Origin of the sequence: Citrobacter sp. Ce006, from assembly GCF_030336535.1 — a bacterium.
Classification (GTDB): domain Bacteria; phylum Pseudomonadota; class Gammaproteobacteria; order Enterobacterales; family Enterobacteriaceae; genus Citrobacter; species Citrobacter europaeus.
Genome location: NZ_JAOWDO010000073.1, coordinates 343,283 through 361,154, shown reverse-complemented (window position 1 = coordinate 361,154; position 17,872 = coordinate 343,283). Strand labels below are relative to the sequence as shown.

Annotated in this window: 17 protein-coding genes and 1 other annotated feature; of the genes, 5 read left to right on the top strand and 12 right to left on the bottom strand. The window is 53.4% G+C overall.

The genetic code is table 11. The features are described from left to right. The first annotated feature begins 23 nt into the window (after positions 1–23). Together msyB and satP are read left to right on the top strand one after the other, a co-directional pair. Complete coding sequence (gene msyB / locus OGV94_RS20460; RefSeq protein ID WP_043018361.1) at positions 24–737, top strand: acidic protein MsyB; 714 nt, start codon at positions 24–26, stop codon at positions 735–737. 148 nt (positions 738–885) lie between these two features. Further along, a complete protein-coding gene (satP, locus tag OGV94_RS20455; RefSeq protein WP_006686623.1) occupies positions 886–1,452 on the top strand; it encodes an acetate uptake transporter in 567 nt (188 codons plus the stop codon). Positions 1,453–1,486: 34 nt separating this feature from the next. Here satP and OGV94_RS20450 read toward each other — a convergent pair whose 3' ends face one another. From OGV94_RS20450 to tal, 3 genes are all read right to left on the bottom strand, one after another. After that, complete coding sequence (locus OGV94_RS20450) at positions 1,487–2,794, bottom strand: MFS transporter (RefSeq protein ID WP_043018360.1); 1,308 nt, start codon at positions 2,792–2,794, stop codon at positions 1,487–1,489. Positions 2,795–2,918: 124 nt separating this feature from the next. Then, the gene (mog, locus tag OGV94_RS20445; RefSeq protein WP_043018359.1) at positions 2,919–3,506 is read right to left on the bottom strand and encodes a molybdopterin adenylyltransferase; all 588 of its coding nucleotides are present in this window, start codon (positions 3,504–3,506) and stop codon (positions 2,919–2,921) included. A gap of 110 nt (positions 3,507–3,616) precedes the next feature. Beyond that, on the bottom strand, positions 3,617–4,570 hold the full coding sequence (gene tal, locus OGV94_RS20440) for a transaldolase (RefSeq protein ID WP_016151631.1): 954 nt from the start codon (positions 4,568–4,570) through the stop codon (positions 3,617–3,619). A gap of 273 nt (positions 4,571–4,843) precedes the next feature. Here tal and OGV94_RS20435 point away from each other — a divergent pair, with 273 nt between their 5' ends. Both OGV94_RS20435 and yaaA read left to right on the top strand, forming a co-directional pair. Beyond that, the gene (locus OGV94_RS20435; RefSeq protein WP_080625746.1) at positions 4,844–6,274 is read left to right on the top strand and encodes an alanine/glycine:cation symporter family protein; all 1,431 of its coding nucleotides are present in this window, start codon (positions 4,844–4,846) and stop codon (positions 6,272–6,274) included. Positions 6,275–6,351: 77 nt separating this feature from the next. Continuing rightward, positions 6,352–7,125, top strand: coding sequence for a peroxide stress protein YaaA (yaaA, locus tag OGV94_RS20430; RefSeq protein WP_043018357.1), 774 nt, complete (start codon positions 6,352–6,354; stop codon positions 7,123–7,125). A gap of 64 nt (positions 7,126–7,189) precedes the next feature. Here the strand turns inward: yaaA and thrC are convergent, their stop codons facing one another. The 6 genes from thrC to yjjY all read right to left on the bottom strand — a co-directional run bounded on the left by thrC (position 7,190) and on the right by yjjY (position 13,456). Beyond that, positions 7,190–8,476, bottom strand: coding sequence for a threonine synthase (gene thrC, locus OGV94_RS20425; protein WP_043018356.1), 1,287 nt, complete (start codon positions 8,474–8,476; stop codon positions 7,190–7,192). A gap of 3 nt (positions 8,477–8,479) precedes the next feature. Continuing rightward, entirely contained in the window at positions 8,480–9,409 is a 930-nt protein-coding gene (thrB, locus tag OGV94_RS20420; protein ID WP_016155645.1) for a homoserine kinase, read from the bottom strand. Position 9,410: 1 nt separating this feature from the next. Continuing rightward, positions 9,411–11,873 (bottom strand): bifunctional aspartate kinase/homoserine dehydrogenase I, encoded by a 2,463-nt coding sequence (gene thrA / locus OGV94_RS20415; RefSeq protein ID WP_043018355.1) that lies wholly within the window; start codon positions 11,871–11,873, stop codon positions 9,411–9,413. A gap of 23 nt (positions 11,874–11,896) precedes the next feature. After that, positions 11,897–12,023 (bottom strand) — a sequence feature (Thr leader region). Beyond that, on the bottom strand, positions 11,953–12,018 hold the full coding sequence (gene thrL, locus OGV94_RS20410; RefSeq protein WP_032337689.1) for a thr operon leader peptide: 66 nt from the start codon (positions 12,016–12,018) through the stop codon (positions 11,953–11,955). (Overlaps the previous feature by 66 nt.) A 206-nt stretch (positions 12,024–12,229) precedes the next feature. Continuing rightward, positions 12,230–12,916: a tRNA/rRNA methyltransferase gene (locus OGV94_RS20405; protein ID WP_080625747.1), complete on the bottom strand. Its 687-nt coding sequence runs from the start codon at positions 12,914–12,916 to the stop codon at positions 12,230–12,232. Positions 12,917–13,315: 399 nt separating this feature from the next. Next, positions 13,316–13,456, bottom strand: coding sequence for a YjjY family protein (gene yjjY, locus OGV94_RS20400; protein ID WP_042998021.1), 141 nt, complete (start codon positions 13,454–13,456; stop codon positions 13,316–13,318). A 95-nt stretch (positions 13,457–13,551) separates the two neighbouring features. Here yjjY and arcA point away from each other — a divergent pair, with 95 nt between their 5' ends. Next, the gene (gene arcA / locus OGV94_RS20395) at positions 13,552–14,268 is read left to right on the top strand and encodes a two-component system response regulator ArcA (protein ID WP_001194359.1); all 717 of its coding nucleotides are present in this window, start codon (positions 13,552–13,554) and stop codon (positions 14,266–14,268) included. 61 nt (positions 14,269–14,329) lie between these two features. On the opposite strand, the gene creD is transcribed toward arcA, so the two are convergent. Genes creD through creB form a run of 3 tightly spaced genes read right to left on the bottom strand, consistent with a single transcriptional unit; the run spans position 14,330 to position 17,871 of the window. Beyond that, positions 14,330–15,700 (bottom strand): cell envelope integrity protein CreD, encoded by a 1,371-nt coding sequence (gene creD, locus OGV94_RS20390; protein WP_286524252.1) that lies wholly within the window; start codon positions 15,698–15,700, stop codon positions 14,330–14,332. A 57-nt stretch (positions 15,701–15,757) separates the two neighbouring features. After that, positions 15,758–17,182: a two-component system sensor histidine kinase CreC gene (gene creC, locus OGV94_RS20385; RefSeq protein WP_286524249.1), complete on the bottom strand. Its 1,425-nt coding sequence runs from the start codon at positions 17,180–17,182 to the stop codon at positions 15,758–15,760. After that, positions 17,182–17,871 carry a two-component system response regulator CreB gene (creB, locus tag OGV94_RS20380; RefSeq protein WP_043018351.1) on the bottom strand — a complete coding sequence of 230 codons (690 nt, stop codon included), beginning with the start codon at positions 17,869–17,871 and terminating at the stop codon, positions 17,182–17,184. Before creB ends, creC begins: the two co-directional genes overlap by 1 nt. Position 17,872: the final 1 nt, after the last annotated feature.

Here is a 17,872-nt window from a genome sequence, read left to right as displayed (position 1 = left end):
TTTATTCAGAAGCCATAGAAAACATGAATGTCACGTATTTGAATGACGACGACCTCGACTTTCTTCAGCATTGTAGTGAGGAGCAACTCGCCAATATTACCCGCCTGCTCACGCATAATGAAAAAGGGAAAGCCCGTCTGTCGAGCGTACTAAACCACAACGATTTATTTAAATCGATGGAAGGACACCCGGAACAACATCGCCGCAACTGGCAGCTGATTGCCGGCGAGCTTCAGCATTATGGCGGCGACAGCATTGCCAATAAACTCCGCGGCCATGGAAAACTGTATCGGGCGATTTTGCTGGATGTTTCGAAGCGTCTGAAGCTGAAAACCGACAAAGAGATGTCCACATTCGAAATTGAACAATATCTGCTGGAACACTTTTTACGTAATGCCTGGCAAAAAATGGATGCGGAACACAAGCGGACCTTTTTACAGGCCGTTGATGCAAAAGTCTCTGAACTGGAAGAACTTTTGCCACTATTAATGAAGGACCGCCATCTGGCGACAGGTGTATCTCACCTGCTCTCCAGCCAGCTTAGCAAGATCCTAAGAACACACGCCGCCGTCAGCGTCATCGGACACGGATTACTGCGTGGAGCCGGACTTGGCGGCCCGGTCGGCGCCGCATTAAACGGAGTTAAAGCGGTGAGCGGCAGCGCCTATCGCGTGACGATTCCGGCGGTACTTCAAATCGCCTGCCTGCGCAGAATGATCGCCCACGCGCAAGCGTGATGCCCATCACAGGGAAAATAATTCATTTTCCCTTCGTTAGATCATAGACAGTGCCCTCTCCCCTGATTATCATGCCGCGCCCCGAGGACTGCGATCGTTATTCGGGGAAACTATTTCACCATTCAATCAATGATGATTTTGAGGAATTATGGGCAACACTAAGTTGGCTAATCCGGCACCGCTGGGCCTGATGGGCTTTGGCATGACCACCATTCTGCTTAACCTGCACAACGCGGGTTTCTTCGCCTTTGACGTTATTATTCTGGCGATGGGCATTTTCTACGGCGGTATCGCGCAAATTTTTGCCGGTCTGCTGGAATATAAAAAAGGCAACACCTTCGGTTTAACCGCCTTTACCTCCTACGGTTCGTTCTGGCTGACGCTGGTTGCGATCCTGATCATGCCGAAAATGGGCCTGGCGGATGCAACCAATGGTCAGTTCCTGGGCGTGTATCTGGGTCTGTGGGGCGTCTTCACTCTGTTCATGTTCTTCGGCACGCTGAAAGCGGCTCGTGCGTTGCAGTTTGTCTTCCTGAGCCTGACGGTGCTGTTCGCGCTGCTGGCCGTTGGCAACATTGCAGGTAACGAAGCGATCATTCACGTTGCTGGCTGGGTTGGCTTAGTGTGTGGCGCAAGCGCCATTTACCTGGCGATGGGTGAAGTGCTGAACGAACAGTTTGGCCGTACCATCCTGCCGATTGGTGAAGCGCACTAATCTGACGTTATCCCCCCTGACGGGGGGATATTCCTTACAAGCGCTGTAACTCTGCCTGCACGTTCGAATCGCGATGATAAATATCCTGTCGCAGCCAAATTCCCAGACCTAACCCCACCAGCGATAGCGCCAGCACATACCAGGCCGGAGCCATTGGCGACACGCTCATTAACATCGTCACGGCGATTGGCGTCAGACCACCAAAAATGGCGTACGACACGTTGTAAGAGAAGGATATTCCGGTAAAGCGGACTTCCGCCGGAAACGCTCGAACCATGACATAAGGCACAGCCCCCACCACGCCAACGCACAACCCCACCAGCCCGTACAACAGGAACAAGTGCTGAGGATGGCTGCCGGTCAGGTGATAGAAAAACCAGCTTGAACAGGCCAACAGCAGGCTGCCGACAATAAAGGTTTTGCTGGCGCCGACCCGGTCGACAATAAACCCAGCCAGCAGACAACCCACGCACAGCATAATAGTCGCGACACTGTTGGCTTGTAACGTCAACGCTGGCGCAAAGCCATACTGTTTCTGCAACCACACTGGCGACATCAGGATCACCACCACAATCCCGGCCGACAACAACCAGGTCAGCAGCATGGAAATGACCACCGCTTTTTTATGTTTGCTCACCACCGACTTCACCGGTAGCTCTTGCGCCAGCGCTTTACGTTGCTGCATTTCGAGGAATATAGGCGTCTCCTGCAGCCAGCGGCGCAGGTACATTGCCACCAACCCAAATACGCCCCCCAGCAGGAATGGAATACGCCAGCCGTAGTCATGCACCGCCTGCTGCGTCAGGCTGGTGTTCACCAGCGTCGCAACTACCGACCCCAGCAGAATTCCCACCGTCAGCCCGGCGGTTAGCGTGCCACAGGCAATGCCGATGCGGCGCTCCGGTACGTGCTCCGCCACGAACACCCACGCGCCCGGCACTTCTCCGCCGATGGCAGCGCCTTGCAAAATGCGCATCAGCAGTAACAGCAGCGGCGCGAGGATCCCCATTGAGGCGTAAGTAGGCAATAGCCCAATCGCCAGCGTTGGTATCGCCATCAGCAAAATGCTCAGGGTAAACATTTTCTTGCGCCCGACCAGATCGCCAAAGTGCGCCATAATAATGCCACCCAGCGGACGCGCCAGATATCCGGCGGCAAAAATGCCGAAGGTTTGCACCTGACGTAGCCATTCAGGAATGTCTGCCGGAAAGAAGAGTTCGCCAACAACAGCGGCAAAGAAGACGAAGATAATGAAATCATAAAACTCAAGCGCACCGCCGAGGGCAGCAAGCGTAAGGGTTTTATAATCCTGGCGATTCAGCGGTCGAGTGTGTTGTGACATAGCAAACCATGAGTCAGTGGAGTAATTGAATCTGTCTGTCGATATATGTAAAGCAAAAATTACTATATCGTAAACAATTCAATACTCCACTGTCATTGGCACTTATGTCACGATCGCGCTACTTTCAGGGGTTTGTATCGCGAATTGCGCTTTTAGGGCGAAAAGATGCTACAACAGCCGGTGCGGTTTCCACATACGGCCCATCCAACAACTGTATACAATACGGTACACTTGCAAAAATACCCGGTACGATAACTTTACCGTCGGCATCTTTCACACCTTCCAGCGTTTCTTTGATCGACTTCGGCTGTCCAGGCAGATTCAGGATCAGCGCCTGCTTGCGAATCACGCCAACCTGGCGGGAGAGAATAGCCGTTGGCACAAAATGCAGGCTTATCTGGCGCATCTGCTCGCCAAAGCCCGGCATCTGGCGGTCGGCTACGGCCAGCGTGGCATCAGGCGTCACGTCGCGACGGGCCGGACCCGTTCCGCCGGTAGTCAGCACCAGATGACAGCTCATTTCATCCACCAGCTCGCATAAGGTCTGTTCGATGATCGCCTGTTCATCCGGGATCAACCGCGTTTGCAGCTCAAAAGGGGTGGTAAGGGCAGACGCCAGCCACTCTTCAAGGGCCGGGATACCTTTATCCTGGTAAACGCCGCTGGAAGCACGGTCAGAAATGGAAACCAGGCCAATGCGTAAAGTATTCATGATTATTCCGTTTAAACAGTCTCGTTAAACAGAATGATACACTGCGAAGGGAAGGACAGACAGGTTTCAGAAGAGGTAGCGTGACCCATATCAGGGCCACGCGCTAATGATTACAGCAGATCGCCGATCATTTTTTCCAGTTTACCCTGGTCTACAGCAAACTTACGGATACCGTCCGCCAGTTTGTCTACAGCCATCGGATCCTGGTTGTGCTGCCACAGGAACTCAGCTTCAGTGATGCGTGCAGGGCGCGCTTTCACTTCGCCGGAGAAGGACAGTTTACGTTCGATAGCGCCTTCGCTTTCCGCCAGCTCTTTCAGCAGTGCCGGTGCAATCGTCAGACGATCGCAGCCTGCCAGCTCAATGATTTCGCCAATGTTACGGAAGCTCGCACCCATCACCACAGTTTCGTAACCGTGTTGTTTGTAGTACTCGTAGATTTCCGTTACGGAAACCACACCCGGATCTTCTGCCGGTGCATACTCTTTTTTGTCGGTGTTGGCTTTGTACCAGTCAAGAATACGGCCAACGAACGGAGAAATCAGGTATACGCCAGCTTCTGCACATGCACGCGCCTGCGCGAAAGAGAACAGCAGAGTCAGGTTACAGTTGATGCCTTCTTTTTCCAACTGCTCAGCGGCACGGATGCCCTGCCAGGTTGAAGCCAGTTTGATCAGAATGCGATCGTTGCTGATGCCAGCATCGTTGTACATTTTGATCAGGCGTTTTGCTTTTGCGATAGACGCGTCGGTGTCGTAGGACAGACGAGCGTCAACTTCAGTGGAGATACGACCTGGGACCAGTTTCAGGATCTCCAGACCGATATTTACTGCCAGTTTGTCGGTCGCGTCGACGACCTGCTGCGCACGGTCGTTGCTCTGCTGCTTAGCCCAGGCTACAGCGTCATCAATCAGCTTGCGGTATTCCGGGATCTGCGCTGCGTTAAGAATGAGAGAAGGGTTAGTTGTGGCATCCTGAGGCTGATACAGCTTCATTGCCGCGATGTCTCCGGTGTCGGCCACTACTGTGGTGAACTGACGAAGGGAGGTCAATTTGTCCGTCATGATAGCGATTCTCTTTAAACAGCTTGTTAGGGGGATGTAACCGATCTTCCCTGATGATAGCACGACGCACTCTCAGCGCAACCGCCTGGATTGTCCGACCAGCCGCTCAGCCCTGATTACGCATCTCAAAGCCCGAGATGCGCAATTAAGGATATAACGATTGTTATGATAAACTCCCGCAATCAATCACCTTTCAAGGTATATACTGGTCGATTATTGGTAGCGCTTACACGGAAATCCTCGCGCTAACCGGCATCAACAAGAGGGATGTTAATGCCTGATTTTTTCTCATTTATTAATGAAATACTCTGGGGATCGGTGATGATCTACCTCCTGCTTGGCGCAGGATGTTGGTTCACCTGGCGTACAGGGTTCGTTCAGTTTCGCTACATTCGCCAGTTTGGCAAAAGTCTTAAAAATAGCATCAGCCCGCAGCCGGGCGGTTTAACTTCCTTTCAGGCTTTATGCACCAGTCTTGCCGCACGAATCGGTAGCGGCAATCTGGCAGGCGTGGCGTTGGCGATTGCCGCCGGCGGCGCGGGAGCCGTTTTCTGGATGTGGGTTTCGGCGGTTATTGGCATGGCAACGTCATTTGCCGAGTGCTCGCTTGCCCAACTGTACAAAGAACGCGACAACAAGGGACAGTTTCGCGGCGGTCCTGCGTGGTATATGGCGCGTGGGCTGGGCATGCGCTGGATGGGCGTGCTTTTTGCCATCTTTTTACTCATTGCCTACGGGCTGATTTTTAATAGCGTTCAGGCAAATTCAGTTTCTCGTGCGCTAACCTTTGCGTTTGATATCCCTCCCCTCTTCTCCGGAATCACCCTGGCAATCGTGTCATTGCTGGCAATCGTCGGCGGCATTAAAGGCGTTGCCCGCCTGATGCAATGGTTCGTTCCGATGATGGCTCTGCTGTGGGTCGGTTGCAGTATCATCATCTGCCTTTGGCATTTCGGGCAGCTTCCCGGCATTATCATGACCATTGTAAAAAGCGCTTTCGGCTGGCAGGAGGCCGCGGCCGGTGCCGCCGGGTATACGCTAAGCCAGGCCATTGCCAGCGGCTTTCAACGCGGTATGTTTTCTAATGAGGCCGGAATGGGATCAACCCCGAATGCCGCCGCCTCGGCAGCGTCCTGGCCCCCGCATCCGGCGGCACAAGGCATTGTGCAAATGATCGGAGTATTAGTTGATACGCTGATTCTCTGTACCGCCAGCGCGATGATCGTTCTGTTGGCAGGCAATGGCACCAGCTATGTGCCAATGGAAGGCATCCAACTGCTTCAGAAAGCGATGGTAACGCTCACGGGGGAATGGGGAGCCGGATTTGTGGCTTTCATTGTGATTCTGTTTGCCTTTAGCTCTATCGTCGCCAACTACATCTACGCGGAAAATAACCTGGTTTTTCTGAAGATGGACAACATGCGCGTCATCTGGCTATTACGGATCGCCACCGTTAGCACCGTGGTCGGCGGAACGTTAATCAGTGTCCCGCTGGTCTGGCAATTGGCCGACATCATTATGGCCTGTATGGCCATCACTAACCTGACGGCGATTTTGCTGCTTTCTCCAGTTGTACATACCATCGCCAGCGACTATCTGCGCCAGCGTAAACTCGGGGTGCGCCCGCAATTCGATCCGCGCCGTTATCCTGATATCAGACAACAGCTTGCGCCCGAAAGCTGGGATGAAACGCCGCGCGAATAGCGCGGCAATCGCAACCATCGATCAATTCAGTCGTTTTTTTTGCTAAAGTCGCAGTAAATTTCCTGCAAGGACTGGATATGCTGATTCTGATTTCACCTGCAAAAACGCTCGACTACCAAAGTCCGCTGGCAACGACACGTCATACGTTGCCCGAACTGCTGGATCACTCCCAGCAGCTTATTCACGTGGCGCGCCAGCTCTCTGCCCCGCAGATTGGCAAGCTGATGGGGATTAGCGACAAGCTGGCGGATCTGAATGCCACGCGTTTCCATGACTGGCAGCCTGACTTCACACCGGAAAACGCGCGCCAGGCCATTCTGGCGTTTAAAGGCGACGTGTATACCGGGCTGCAGGCTGAAACCTTCAGCGAGGCGGATTTCGACTTCGCTCAGCAGCATTTACGGATGTTGTCCGGGCTTTACGGCGTTTTGCGTCCGCTGGATTTGATGCAGCCTTACCGTCTGGAAATGGGCATTCGTCTGGCCAATGCGAAGGGTAAAGATCTCTACCAGTTCTGGGGAGATATCATCACCGATAAACTTAATGAAGCACTTGAAGCGCAAGGCGACAGCGTGGTGATTAACCTCGCCTCGGATGAGTATTTTAAATCCGTGAAGCCGAAAAAGCTCAACGCAGAGCTTATCAAACCGGTCTTCCTTGATGAGAAGAACGGCAAGTTCAAAGTCATCAGCTTCTATGCCAAAAAAGCGCGCGGCCTGATGAGTCGCTACATTATTGAGAATCGCTTAACGCAGCCAGAACAACTGACCGCTTTTAACAGCGAAGGCTATTTCTTTGATGAAGAAGCGTCAGGGAATGGCGAACTGGTGTTTAAACGCCACGAGCAGTAGCGTACATGCCGGATGGCGGCAGGTTTTGTAGGCCCGCTAAGCAAAGCGCCAGCGGGCACCACCGTTAACCGCGAGTCATCATCAGCTTACGCAGCGCAGCAAAATCAGCAGGCAGGTGATGAGAAAGCAGCGGCAGGTCCGCGCGTTCCGCCAGCTCTTTTGGCAGAGCCAGCTTCAGGTCAAGAATCTCTTCAACGCTTTCTTTAAACTTCGCCGGATGCGCAGTACCGAGGAACAGGCCGTACTCGCCAGGGTTCAACTGGTCGCGCAGCGCACGGTACGCCACCGCCGCATGCGGTTCTGAGGTGTACCCCATCTCATGCAGCTCACGCATCGTATCCTGCGTCGTAGCATCGTCAACGGCGGCATAACCCAGCTCATTCAGGCGCCAGATTTTACGGCGGAACAGTTCTTCCACGCGCGGCCAGTTGTTCGGCTGGCTGACATCCATCGCATTCGACAACGTCGCCTGAGTCGCTTTCGGCGCCCACTCACCTTGTGCAAGGAAACGCGGAACCGTATCGTTGACGTTGGTCGCCGCAATAAAACGTTTCACCGGCAAGCCCAGCGATTTCGCCAACAGCCCGGCGGTTAAATCGCCAAAGTTACCGCTGGGAACGGAGATTACCAGTTGATTACGCGCCTCTTGCGGCAGTTGGGCCACGGCCTCAAAGTAATAACAGATTTGCGCCAGCAGACGGCTGATGTTGATCGAGTTAGCCGAGTTCAGCCCCAGAGCCGTCTTCAGTTCTTCGTCATCAAACGCCTGCTTCACCAGCGCCTGGCAGGCATCAAAATCGCCATCAATTGCTACGGTTTCAATATTGCCGCCCAGCGTACAGAACAGTTTTTCCTGTAATGGGCTGATCTTGCCGTTGGGGTAGAGGATTACCACGCGCACATTTTTCAGGCCATAAAAGGCATGTGCGACCGCCGCCCCGGTGTCTCCGGAGGTCGCCGTCAGAATGGTGACCGGTTTGTCGCCGCTGATATGCGTCAGCATCTGCGCCATAAAGCGACCGCCAAAGTCTTTAAATGCAAGCGTTGGGCCGTGGAACAGTTCCAGACAGCCGACATCCGCAGCAACCTGGGCCACCGGCGCCGGGAAGGCAAATGCCGCGCGCACGCGCTGTTCCAGGATCTCCTGTGGGATTTCATCACCGATAAATGCGGAAAGGATCTTCGCGCTGCGGCTAACGAAATCCAGGTCCAGCATCTCATCAACTTCTGTCAGATTGAATTCCGGCAAATCGTGCGGAAAAAACAATCCCTGATTCTTGCCAAGTCCTTGCGTGACGGCCTGCGCAAAGCTGACCTGTTCGTTGTGATCTTTCAGATTATACAGTTTCATTGATTATCCCAGTACCCGTGCGCCCGCCGTGTCCAACCGGCAAATATGAACAAAGCCTTCCTGATTTTGCAGATAATTTTTCCCCAGCCAATCTGCTACGCGCTGCGCTGTATCCGGCTTATCGCACAAGGCAAACAGCGTCGGCCCCGACCCGGAGATACCGCTGGCCAGCGCGCCGATTTCCGCTACCGCCTGACGCGCCTGGCTAAAGCCTGGCAGCAAGCGGGTACGGTACGGCTCAGCAATGACATCTTTCATCAGCTTCGCAGCAAGCCCAGGCTGACGGGAATAGCAGGCATGAATAAATCCAGCCAGATGTCGCCCGTGGGCGATACAGTCCTGACGGCGATACTGCGCAGGTAAAATCGCCCGTGCTTCTGCCGTTGACACTTTAATCCCCGGATACGCCAGTACCCACAGCCACTCATCAAAGCCTGGCACCTGCTGGCTGATAATGCCGTTTTCTTCGATCATTAACTGCATGCCGCCCAAAAAGCACGGGGCGACGTTATCGTAATGAATACTGCCGGAGATACGCCCTTCCAGCTCGCCCATTATCGCTAACAAGCGCGTATCGTTGAGCGGCTTACCGCAGTGTTCGTTCATAGCGACTAACGCCGCCACGACTGAACAGGCGCTGGAGCCTAACCCGGAGCCAATCGGCATATTTTTTTCCAGCGTCATCGCCACCGGAACGCTTTTACCCAGCTCCTGACAGAATCGCTCCCAGCACTGGTAGACAATATTTTCTCGCGGCTCAGGCGGCAGTTTGTTGGCAAAGCGCCCGAGGTTGTTCAGGCTGAAATGGTCGGCCGCTTCAACGGACACCACATCTCCCAACAGCGAACCGTCCACCGGGGTTACCGCCGCGCCGAGCACATCAAACCCGACGCTCATATTGGCACTGGAAGCCGGGGCATAAACTCTCACCATGTCAGACTCCTAACTTCCATGAAAGGGTGCGTAGCAGGTCGGCAAAGACGCCCGCCGCCGTCACATCGTTACCCGCGCCGTATCCGCGCAGAACCAACGGTAACGGCTGATAGTAGTGGCTATAGAATGCCAGCGCGTTTTCACCGTTTTTCACTTTGAACAGCGGATCGTTGCCGTCCACTGCATCAATTTTCACGCGACAAACGCCGTCCTCTTCAATATTGCCAACATAGCGCAATACTTTTCCCTCATCACGGGCTTTCGCCACGCGCGCGGCAAAGGCGTCGTCCAGTTGCGACAATTTCGCCATAAACGCGGAAACATCACCGGAATCATCAAACTCTTTTGGCAGGACCGGCTCAATAACAATGTCAGAAAGCTCCAGCTCACGACCGGTTTCACGGGCCAGGATCAGCAGCTTACGCGCCACGTCCGTACCGGAAAGATCGTCACGCGGATCGGGTTCGGTATAGCCCAGTTCACGCGCCATTGTGGTGGCCTGGGAGAAGCTCATGCCTTCATCCAGCTTGCCGAAAATAAACGACAGCGAACCGGAAAGAATGCCTGAGAATCGTTGCAGTTCATCGCCCGCGCTGAGCAGATTTTGCAAGTTTTCAATAACCGGCAAGCCCGCGCCCACGTTGGTGTCGTACAGGAATTTACGACGCGACTTCGCCGCGGCAAAACGCAACTGATGGTAGTAATCCATCGACGACGTGTTGGCCTTTTTGTTCGGCGTGACCACATGGAAGCCTTCGCGCAGGAAGTCAGCATACTGATCCGCCACCGCCTGGCTTGAGGTACAGTCGACAATCACCGGGTTGAGCAGATGATATTCTTTCACCAGACGAATGAGGCGCCCAAGGTTGAATGGCTCTTTCGCGCTTTCCAGCTCCGTCTGCCAGTTTTCCAGATTCAAACCGTGGACGTTGGTCAGCAGAGCCTTCGAGTTCGCCACCCCGCACACACGCAGATCGATATGCTTCTTTTTGAGCCAGGTCTGCTGACGTTTAAGCTGTTCCAGCAGCGCACCGCCCACTCCGCCTACGCCAATCACAAACACTTCAATCACCTGGTCGGTGTTGAACAGCATCTGATGGGTAACGCGTACGCCGGTGGTCGCGTCATCGTTGTTCACTACTACCGAAATAGAACGCTCGGACGACCCCTGGGCGATCGCCACGATGTTGATGTTCGCACGAGCCAGCGCGGCAAAGAATTTCGCCGAGATGCCGCGCAGCGTGCGCATACCATCGCCAACGACGGAGATGATAGCCAGTCGCTCAGTCACCGCCAGCGGCTCCAGCAGGCCTTCTTTCAGTTCGAGATAGAATTCATCCTGCATGGCGCGCTGCGCACGCGCGCAGTCGCCCTGTGGGACGCAGAAACTGATGCTGTATTCAGAAGAGGATTGGGTGATCAGCACTACCGAGATGCCCGCACGCGACATCGCGGCGAAAACGCGCGCCGCCATACCCACCATGCCTTTCATCCCAGGGCCGGAGACGCTAAACATCGCCATATTATTGAGGTTAGAAATGCCTTTTACCGGCAAATCGTCGTCATCACTGCTGGCACCGATCAACGTACCGGGCGCTTGCGGATTACCGGTATTTTTAATCAGGCACGGGATCTGGAACTGAGCAATAGGGGTAATGGTGCGCGGGTGCAGAACTTTGGCGCCGAAGTAAGAAAGCTCCATCGCTTCCTGATAAGACATCGACTTCAGCAGCCGGGCGTCGGGTACCTGACGCGGATCACAGGTATATACGCCGTCAACATCGGTCCAGATCTCACAACAATCAGCGCGCAAACAGGCGGCCAGTACGGCGGCAGAGTAGTCAGAGCCATTACGCCCCAGCACCACTAATTCACCTTTCTCATTCCCCGCAGTAAATCCGGCCATCAGAATCATATGGTCAGCAGGAATACGGCTGGCGGCAATACGGCGCGTGGATTCGGCGATATCAACGGTAGATTCGAGGTAATGGCCTACTGCCAGCAATTTCTCCACCGGGTCAATGACCGTCACGTTGTGCCCGCGCGCTTCCAGCAGGCCTGCCATGATGGCGATCGACATTTTTTCACCACGGCAGATAAGCGCGGCATTGATACTGTCCGGGCACTGTCCCAGCAGGCTGATACCGTGCAGGACGTGCTTAATCTGGGCAAATTCTTGTTCAACAAAGGCTTTGAGCGGAGCCAGGGGGAAACCCGGCTGTGCGGCGGCCAGACCCACCAGCAGTTCAGAGAAAATGCGTTCGGCGTCGCTGATGTTGGCTAAAGCATCCTGACCACCGATGGTCTTTTCAATCATCGCCACCAGATGGTTGGTAATTTTTGCGGGGGCAGAGAGTACGGTCGCGACCTGCCCCTGTCTGGCATTGCTTTCCAAAATATCGGCAACCCGCAGAAAGCGCTCTGCATTTGCCACTGATGTACCGCCGAACTTCAACACTCGCATGGTTTACCTCATTGCCTTTGGTCGAAAAAAAAGCCCGCACTGTTTAGGTGCGGGCTTTTTCTTGTGTTTCCTGTACGCGTCAGCCCGCACCGTTACCTGTGGTAATGGTGATGGTTGTGGTAATAGTGATGCTGATGCGTTTCATGATGTTGTGTGCTCTGTAATTATTATCTGTCTGTGCTGTATTCTTTTAGGGTTAAAGTATCTGCTGACCTAAGTCAATAAATTTTTAAATTGATCACATTCCGAAACTTGTTCACGAGCGACTGCTTGCCCTTTTACTTTCAACCAAAACAGCATGTTTTCCCCACTTGAAGCCAGAATAAAAAACCACGTAACAAAAACTGCTCGAAATTTTATTTTGCGATGTTTTTTTCTATATCATGTAAAAAACGGTGCAACATTGCCGTGTCTCGCTGCCCTAATAGACCCATTCGCTGTTGCAGCCAGTCCGTCAGCTTGATGTCGTCAGAAACGTTCAGCGTGGCTAATAAACGTAAAACGCGCGCACGCAATGCCTGTAGCTGAAGCTCATCCGTCACCTCACTATTTTTAGCCGGTTGTTGTATTAAACCTGCTAATTGATAGCAATACACCATCACCGCCTGTCCCAAATTGAGTGAGGGATAGTCAGCCACCATAGGTACACCGGTGAGCACATCCGCCAGAGCCAATTCTTCGTTGGTCAGCCCCGAATCCTCGCGACCAAAAACCAGTGCGGCGTGTTCCATCCACGTTGATTTTTCCTGCAACAGGGGAACCAGTTCGACCGGCGTGGCGTAATAATGAAACTTCGCCCGGCTGCGCGCGGTGGTCGCGACGGTAAAATCCACGTCGTGGAGCGCCTCCGCTAACGTTGGAAAAACGTTAATATTATCAATAACATCGCCCGAACCATGCGCAACCCATCGCGTAGCGGGTTCCAGGTGGGCTTCGCTGTCAACGATCCGTAATTGGGTGAACCCCATAGTCTTCATAGCGCGGGCAGCCGCGCCGATATTTTCCGCTCTGGCGGGGGCAACCAGAATAATTGTTAAACGCATTTCGATACTCTTTTTGGCCAGTCTGCAAGGGATTATGTGACGTAGGTCAACATATTACGCTGCGCGAATTTACATATTTTTAACAGAAATCACTGAAAAAGCATTTCGCATACGTTAAAAAATGCTAAACTATTTCCAGGCTGTACTATTGCTTTTTATGTTAACAAAAGTTGCATATCCCTCTGTTTATCCATGATAATTTAATTTAAAATGGATCGCACTGGTTGGATTCATTACATTTATTAATTTGCTCGTGCAACTAGTTGTAATATTGCAATTTTGTGATGAAAGCAAACATTTGGATACGTTGATTTCATCAAACTGTTAACGTGCTACAATTGAACTTGATATATGTCAACGAAGCGTAGTTTTATTGGGTGTCCGGCATGTCTTAGCCTGTTATGTTGCTGTTAAAATGGTTAGGATGACAGCCGTTTTTGACACTGTCGGGTCCAGAGGGAAACTACCCACGACCAAGCTAATGATGTTGTTGACGTTGATGGAAAGTGCATCAAGAACGCAATTACGTACTTTAGTCATGTTACGCCGATCATGTTAATTTACGGCATGCATCAGGCAGGTCAGGGACTTTTGTACTTCCTGTTTCGATTTAGTTGGCAATTTAGGTAGCAAACATGCAGACCCCGCACATTCTTATCGTTGAAGACGAGTTAGTAACACGCAACACGTTGAAAAGCATTTTCGAAGCAGAAGGCTATGATGTATTCGAAGCGACAGATGGCGCGGAAATGCATCAGATTCTCTCTGAATATGACATCAACCTTGTGATTATGGATATCAATCTGCCTGGGAAAAATGGCCTGCTGTTAGCGCGCGAACTCCGCGAACAAGCTAACGTTGCGCTGATGTTCCTGACGGGCCGTGATAACGAAGTCGATAAAATTCTCGGCCTCGAAATCGGCGCAGACGATTACATCACCAAGCCGTTTAACCCACGCGAACTGACTATCCGTGCTCGTAACCTGCTGTCCCGTACCATGAACCTTGGTACTGTCAGCGAAGAGCGTCGTAGCGTCGAAAGCTACAAGTTCAATGGCTGGGAGCTGGACATCAACAGCCGCTCTCTGATTGGTCCTGACGGCGAGCAGTATAAACTGCCGCGCAGCGAATTCCGTGCCATGCTTCACTTCTGTGAGAATCCGGGCAAAATCCAGTCTCGCGCAGAACTGCTGAAAAAAATGACCGGTCGCGAACTGAAGCCGCATGACCGTACCGTTGACGTGACGATCCGCCGCATTCGTAAACATTTCGAATCAACGCCGGATACGCCAGAAATCATCGCCACCATTCACGGTGAAGGCTACCGTTTCTGCGGCGACCTGCAGGATTAATTCAATTCTGATGGGTAAAAAAAACGGCGCTTTATGCGCCGTTTTTCATTTCTCTACGGGTCTATTTCCATAAGCGAAACGCGTCACTCTGCTCAGGCTGAGATGCCGGAAGTTCTGACGGTTTTGGTTTTGGCTGCGCCAGCGAGTGCCAGTCAAGATGACGCGTCAGGAACATCACCCCACACAGCGCAAACAACAGCACGCCGGTACCCAGCAGTAAAGAGCTGTCCTGTGAACGCAGCAGCACCCACATCACGCCATCCAGCGCCAGCAGCGCCAGCAGCGCCACGGTGAACAAAATACTGTTCCGCCAGCCCTGCAATATCGCCTGCAGATACACCCCGTTCATTAACGCGCCAACCAGGCTTGCCGTTATCCACGCCGCCGTAAAACCAATGTGTTCTGACAGCGCCAGCAGAAGCAGATAAAACATCACCAGCGATAACCCCACCAGCAGATACTGCATCGGGTGCAGACGCAGACTGGTCATGCATTCAAGCACGAAGAAAGACATAAAGGTCAGCACAATCAGCAGGATGGCATATTTTGTTGCCCTGTCCGTTAACTGATACTGATCTGCTGGCGTGGCGACGGCGACGCTAAACGCAGGCATGCCCTCCCAGCCAATTTTTTCGCCATCAAAGCGCTCGCCGAGGTTATTGGCAAACCAGCTGCTTTGCCACTGGGCCTTGAATCCTGATTCACTGATTTCGCGCTTAGCCGGAAGAAAGTCCCCAAGAAAGTTGGGATGCGGCCAGTTGCTGGTTAAGGTCATTTCACTGTTACGCCCAACCGGTACGACGGAGAAATCGCCGGTACCGCTCAAATTGAGCGACAACACCAGGCTCAGATTTTGCTCCGCCCAGCCCGCGTCAGGTAGCGGAATGTGAATTCCCTGCGCACGTCCATCCAACCCCGTCCCCGGCTCAACGACCAGCGACGTGCCATTGACCTGTGGCGCTTTTACCACGCCAATCCCGCGCGCATCACCCACACCAACTACAATAAACGGTTTGCCGACGCTGACGTTGGGATGGTTTAAATCGCTCAAGCGCTCGGCGTTAAACTCGGCCTTCACCGAAACATCGTTGTGCCAGACCTGGCCTTCATAAATACCGATTTTACGCGCTTCTACGTTCTGATTCCCCTCAACGACCAACGACTCCGGCAGCCAGAAATGGATATAGCTGCGTTTACGCTGGACCTCTTTGCCCTCCTCCAGCGAGGTATAAAGTTCTGTCACCGGAACGGCAATCAGCGGCCCTACCATCTTTTGCGGCCCGCTGGTGCTCTGACGGATAGCATCTTCGACGTCATCACGATAATCCGATCGCTCAACGATTATCTGCCTGACCATCGTCAGCGGAATTAACAGCAGCAGTATTGCGCCACCTAAGGTGACGATTTTCCAAAACAGGGGGGATTTAAACATAGCGTTCTCCTTTGCAATATCAGCAAGGTAGAACAGCTATGTGCGGAGAATTTGAAGTTATGTGAAGTGACGGTGAAGCGTAAACAGAGCCTGTACGCCCCCTTCCGGTCGGTTAGACAATGTCACCGTACCTGCGTGAAGTCGCGCAACTTCGCTGACAAACGCCAGCCCCAAACCGCTGCTCTTATGCCCATTCTCACGGGGCAGCGAGTAAAAGCGCTCAAAAATACGCGGTAACGCAAAGTCGGGGATCCCGCTGCCACTGTCGATGACCTGCAACGTGACCCGCTCCTCCTGCTGATGCGAACTCAGCGTAATCGTCCCGTCCTGCGGCGTGAAGTCGATCGCGTTGTCGAGCAAATTCCCCAATGCCTGCTCCAGTAACGCAGGGTCGGCGGCGACGCTAAGCGATGAAGGTATAATGGTCAGCGTGATGTTTTTTGCCGCCAGTTGCACGCTGCGAGCCTCTTTAAGCTGAGCAAACAGCGCGTCTACTGCCACCGACATCAACGTTATGTCCTGTCGATTCTCCAGTCGCGCCTGACGTAGCAGAGTTTCGACCAACGCCTGCATGCGCGCATTTTGCGTCAGAATATTATCGGTAAAGCGCGCAACCACGTTCGGCGGCGGGCCTTCGCGCAAAATTTCAGCTGCGCCACGGATGGCCGCCAGCGGACTTTTCAGCTCGTGCGTTAACGCGTAGACATATTGCTCAATGTAGTTTTTGCCCTCAAGCTTCAGACGCATACTTTCCAGCGCCTGCGCCAGTTTACGTAGCTCGCTGCTGCCTAAATCAGGCAGTGGGACGGGGCGATTCTCAGTAACGGAGTCGGCATAGCGCGCCAGCCGGGCAATAGAGCGGTTTATCCACCATACCATCCCGACGCCGATCACTAAGGCAATGCCCAGTAATACGGCGCTGGCCCACAGCATCCGCCGTTCACTGCGTTTAATCACCGGCGCCATCGCCGCATTCGGTTTACCGACGCTAAGCACGCCGATAATACGCCCGCCGTCAACGATCGGCGCGGCAACGTACATCACCGAACTTTCCGGATCGTTCGGGTTTTGCGGCGTACTGCGGGCGCCATATTGCCCACGCAGGGTTAACCACACGTCGTTCCAGCGGGAATAGTCCTGACCGACGGCCTGGTTGGCGGAATCAAACAATACCTTGCCCTGCGCGTCGGTCATGTAGACATGGTATTCGTTACGAACTTTGTTAATGCCGCTGATATTGGCACTGAATGGACGGTTATGCAGTTGCGAAAATGCCTGCGCCAGCTTGCCGTTGGCGGGAGAGTCAGAGAGCAAGTCATCGCGCGCCAGCGCGGCCAGCAGCGTGGCGGTATCAATCAAGGTGCCTTCGGTAGCCCGGCGAACACCTGGCTTAATTTCCTGCACAAAGATCGACAAAACGAACCAGGCGGCGACGGCAACAATCAGAAAATAGCCGAGCAGCAAACGCATGCCAATGCGCATCAGACGCTCCTCAGGCTGTATCCCATACCGCGATGCGTATTGATAGGGGAAAACTCGGGGTTGATAGCCCGCAGCTTGGCGCGCAGCGTTTTGATGTGGGTATCGACCGTTCTGTCGAAGGTATCCTGCGCATCGGCCCAGACTAAATCCATCAACTGCTGGCGAGAGTAAATACGCCCCGGCGACATCAGCAGCGTTTTCAGCAACAGAAACTCATAGCGCGTCAGGTTTAACGGTCTGCCAAACCAGGTTATCTGCGCGGCCAGTTCATTAAGCTCAAACTCCCCACAGCGCGTCATTGATGAAGGAGCGGAGAATTTCTGCACCCGCCGCAGGAGCGTACGCACGCGGGCGCACACCTCGCGTGGAGAGAAAGGCTTGGCAACATAGTCATCCGCGCCGATTTCCAGCCCCAGCAGGCGATCCACCTCATCGCTGCGCGCGGTCAAAAACAGGATCGGCAACGCCGGATGACGCTCCAGCAGACGTCGGCATAGTTCAAAGCCGCTGATATCGGGTAGACCGACATCCAGAACGATCGCATCAGGACAGCGCTGGCGAGATTTTTCCAGCACCGGTAACCCGCGCTCAAACGCTTCCACGCTAAAACCTTCCTGCGACAGCATGTAGATAAGCGTATCGGCGATGCCCTGCTCATCCTCAACTAACCAGATCAACGGCTGTTGCATT

Bases quoted from the DNA above. Each gene is read 5' to 3' on its own strand.
- msyB (WP_043018361.1), top strand. From the start codon at position 24: ATGAATGTCACGTATTTGAATGACGACGACCTCGACTTTCTTCAGCAT.
- satP (WP_006686623.1), top strand. From the start codon at position 886: ATGGGCAACACTAAGTTGGCTAATCCGGCACCGCTGGGCCTGATGGGC.
- OGV94_RS20450 (WP_043018360.1), bottom strand. From the start codon at position 2,794: ATGTCACAACACACTCGACCGCTGAATCGCCAGGATTATAAAACCCTT.
- mog (WP_043018359.1), bottom strand. From the start codon at position 3,506: ATGAATACTTTACGCATTGGCCTGGTTTCCATTTCTGACCGTGCTTCC.
- tal (WP_016151631.1), bottom strand. From the start codon at position 4,570: ATGACGGACAAATTGACCTCCCTTCGTCAGTTCACCACAGTAGTGGCC.
- OGV94_RS20435 (WP_080625746.1), top strand. From the start codon at position 4,844: ATGCCTGATTTTTTCTCATTTATTAATGAAATACTCTGGGGATCGGTG.
- yaaA (WP_043018357.1), top strand. From the start codon at position 6,352: ATGCTGATTCTGATTTCACCTGCAAAAACGCTCGACTACCAAAGTCCG.
- thrC (WP_043018356.1), bottom strand. From the start codon at position 8,476: ATGAAACTGTATAATCTGAAAGATCACAACGAACAGGTCAGCTTTGCG.
- thrB (WP_016155645.1), bottom strand. From the start codon at position 9,409: ATGGTGAGAGTTTATGCCCCGGCTTCCAGTGCCAATATGAGCGTCGGG.
- thrA (WP_043018355.1), bottom strand. From the start codon at position 11,873: ATGCGAGTGTTGAAGTTCGGCGGTACATCAGTGGCAAATGCAGAGCGC.
- OGV94_RS20405 (WP_080625747.1), bottom strand. From the start codon at position 12,916: ATGCGTTTAACAATTATTCTGGTTGCCCCCGCCAGAGCGGAAAATATC.
- yjjY (WP_042998021.1), bottom strand. From the start codon at position 13,456: ATGACTAAAGTACGTAATTGCGTTCTTGATGCACTTTCCATCAACGTC.
- arcA (WP_001194359.1), top strand. From the start codon at position 13,552: ATGCAGACCCCGCACATTCTTATCGTTGAAGACGAGTTAGTAACACGC.
- creD (WP_286524252.1), bottom strand. From the start codon at position 15,700: ATGTTTAAATCCCCCCTGTTTTGGAAAATCGTCACCTTAGGTGGCGCA.
- creC (WP_286524249.1), bottom strand. From the start codon at position 17,182: ATGCGCATTGGCATGCGTTTGCTGCTCGGCTATTTTCTGATTGTTGCC.
- creB (WP_043018351.1), bottom strand. From the start codon at position 17,871: ATGCAACAGCCGTTGATCTGGTTAGTTGAGGATGAGCAGGGCATCGCC.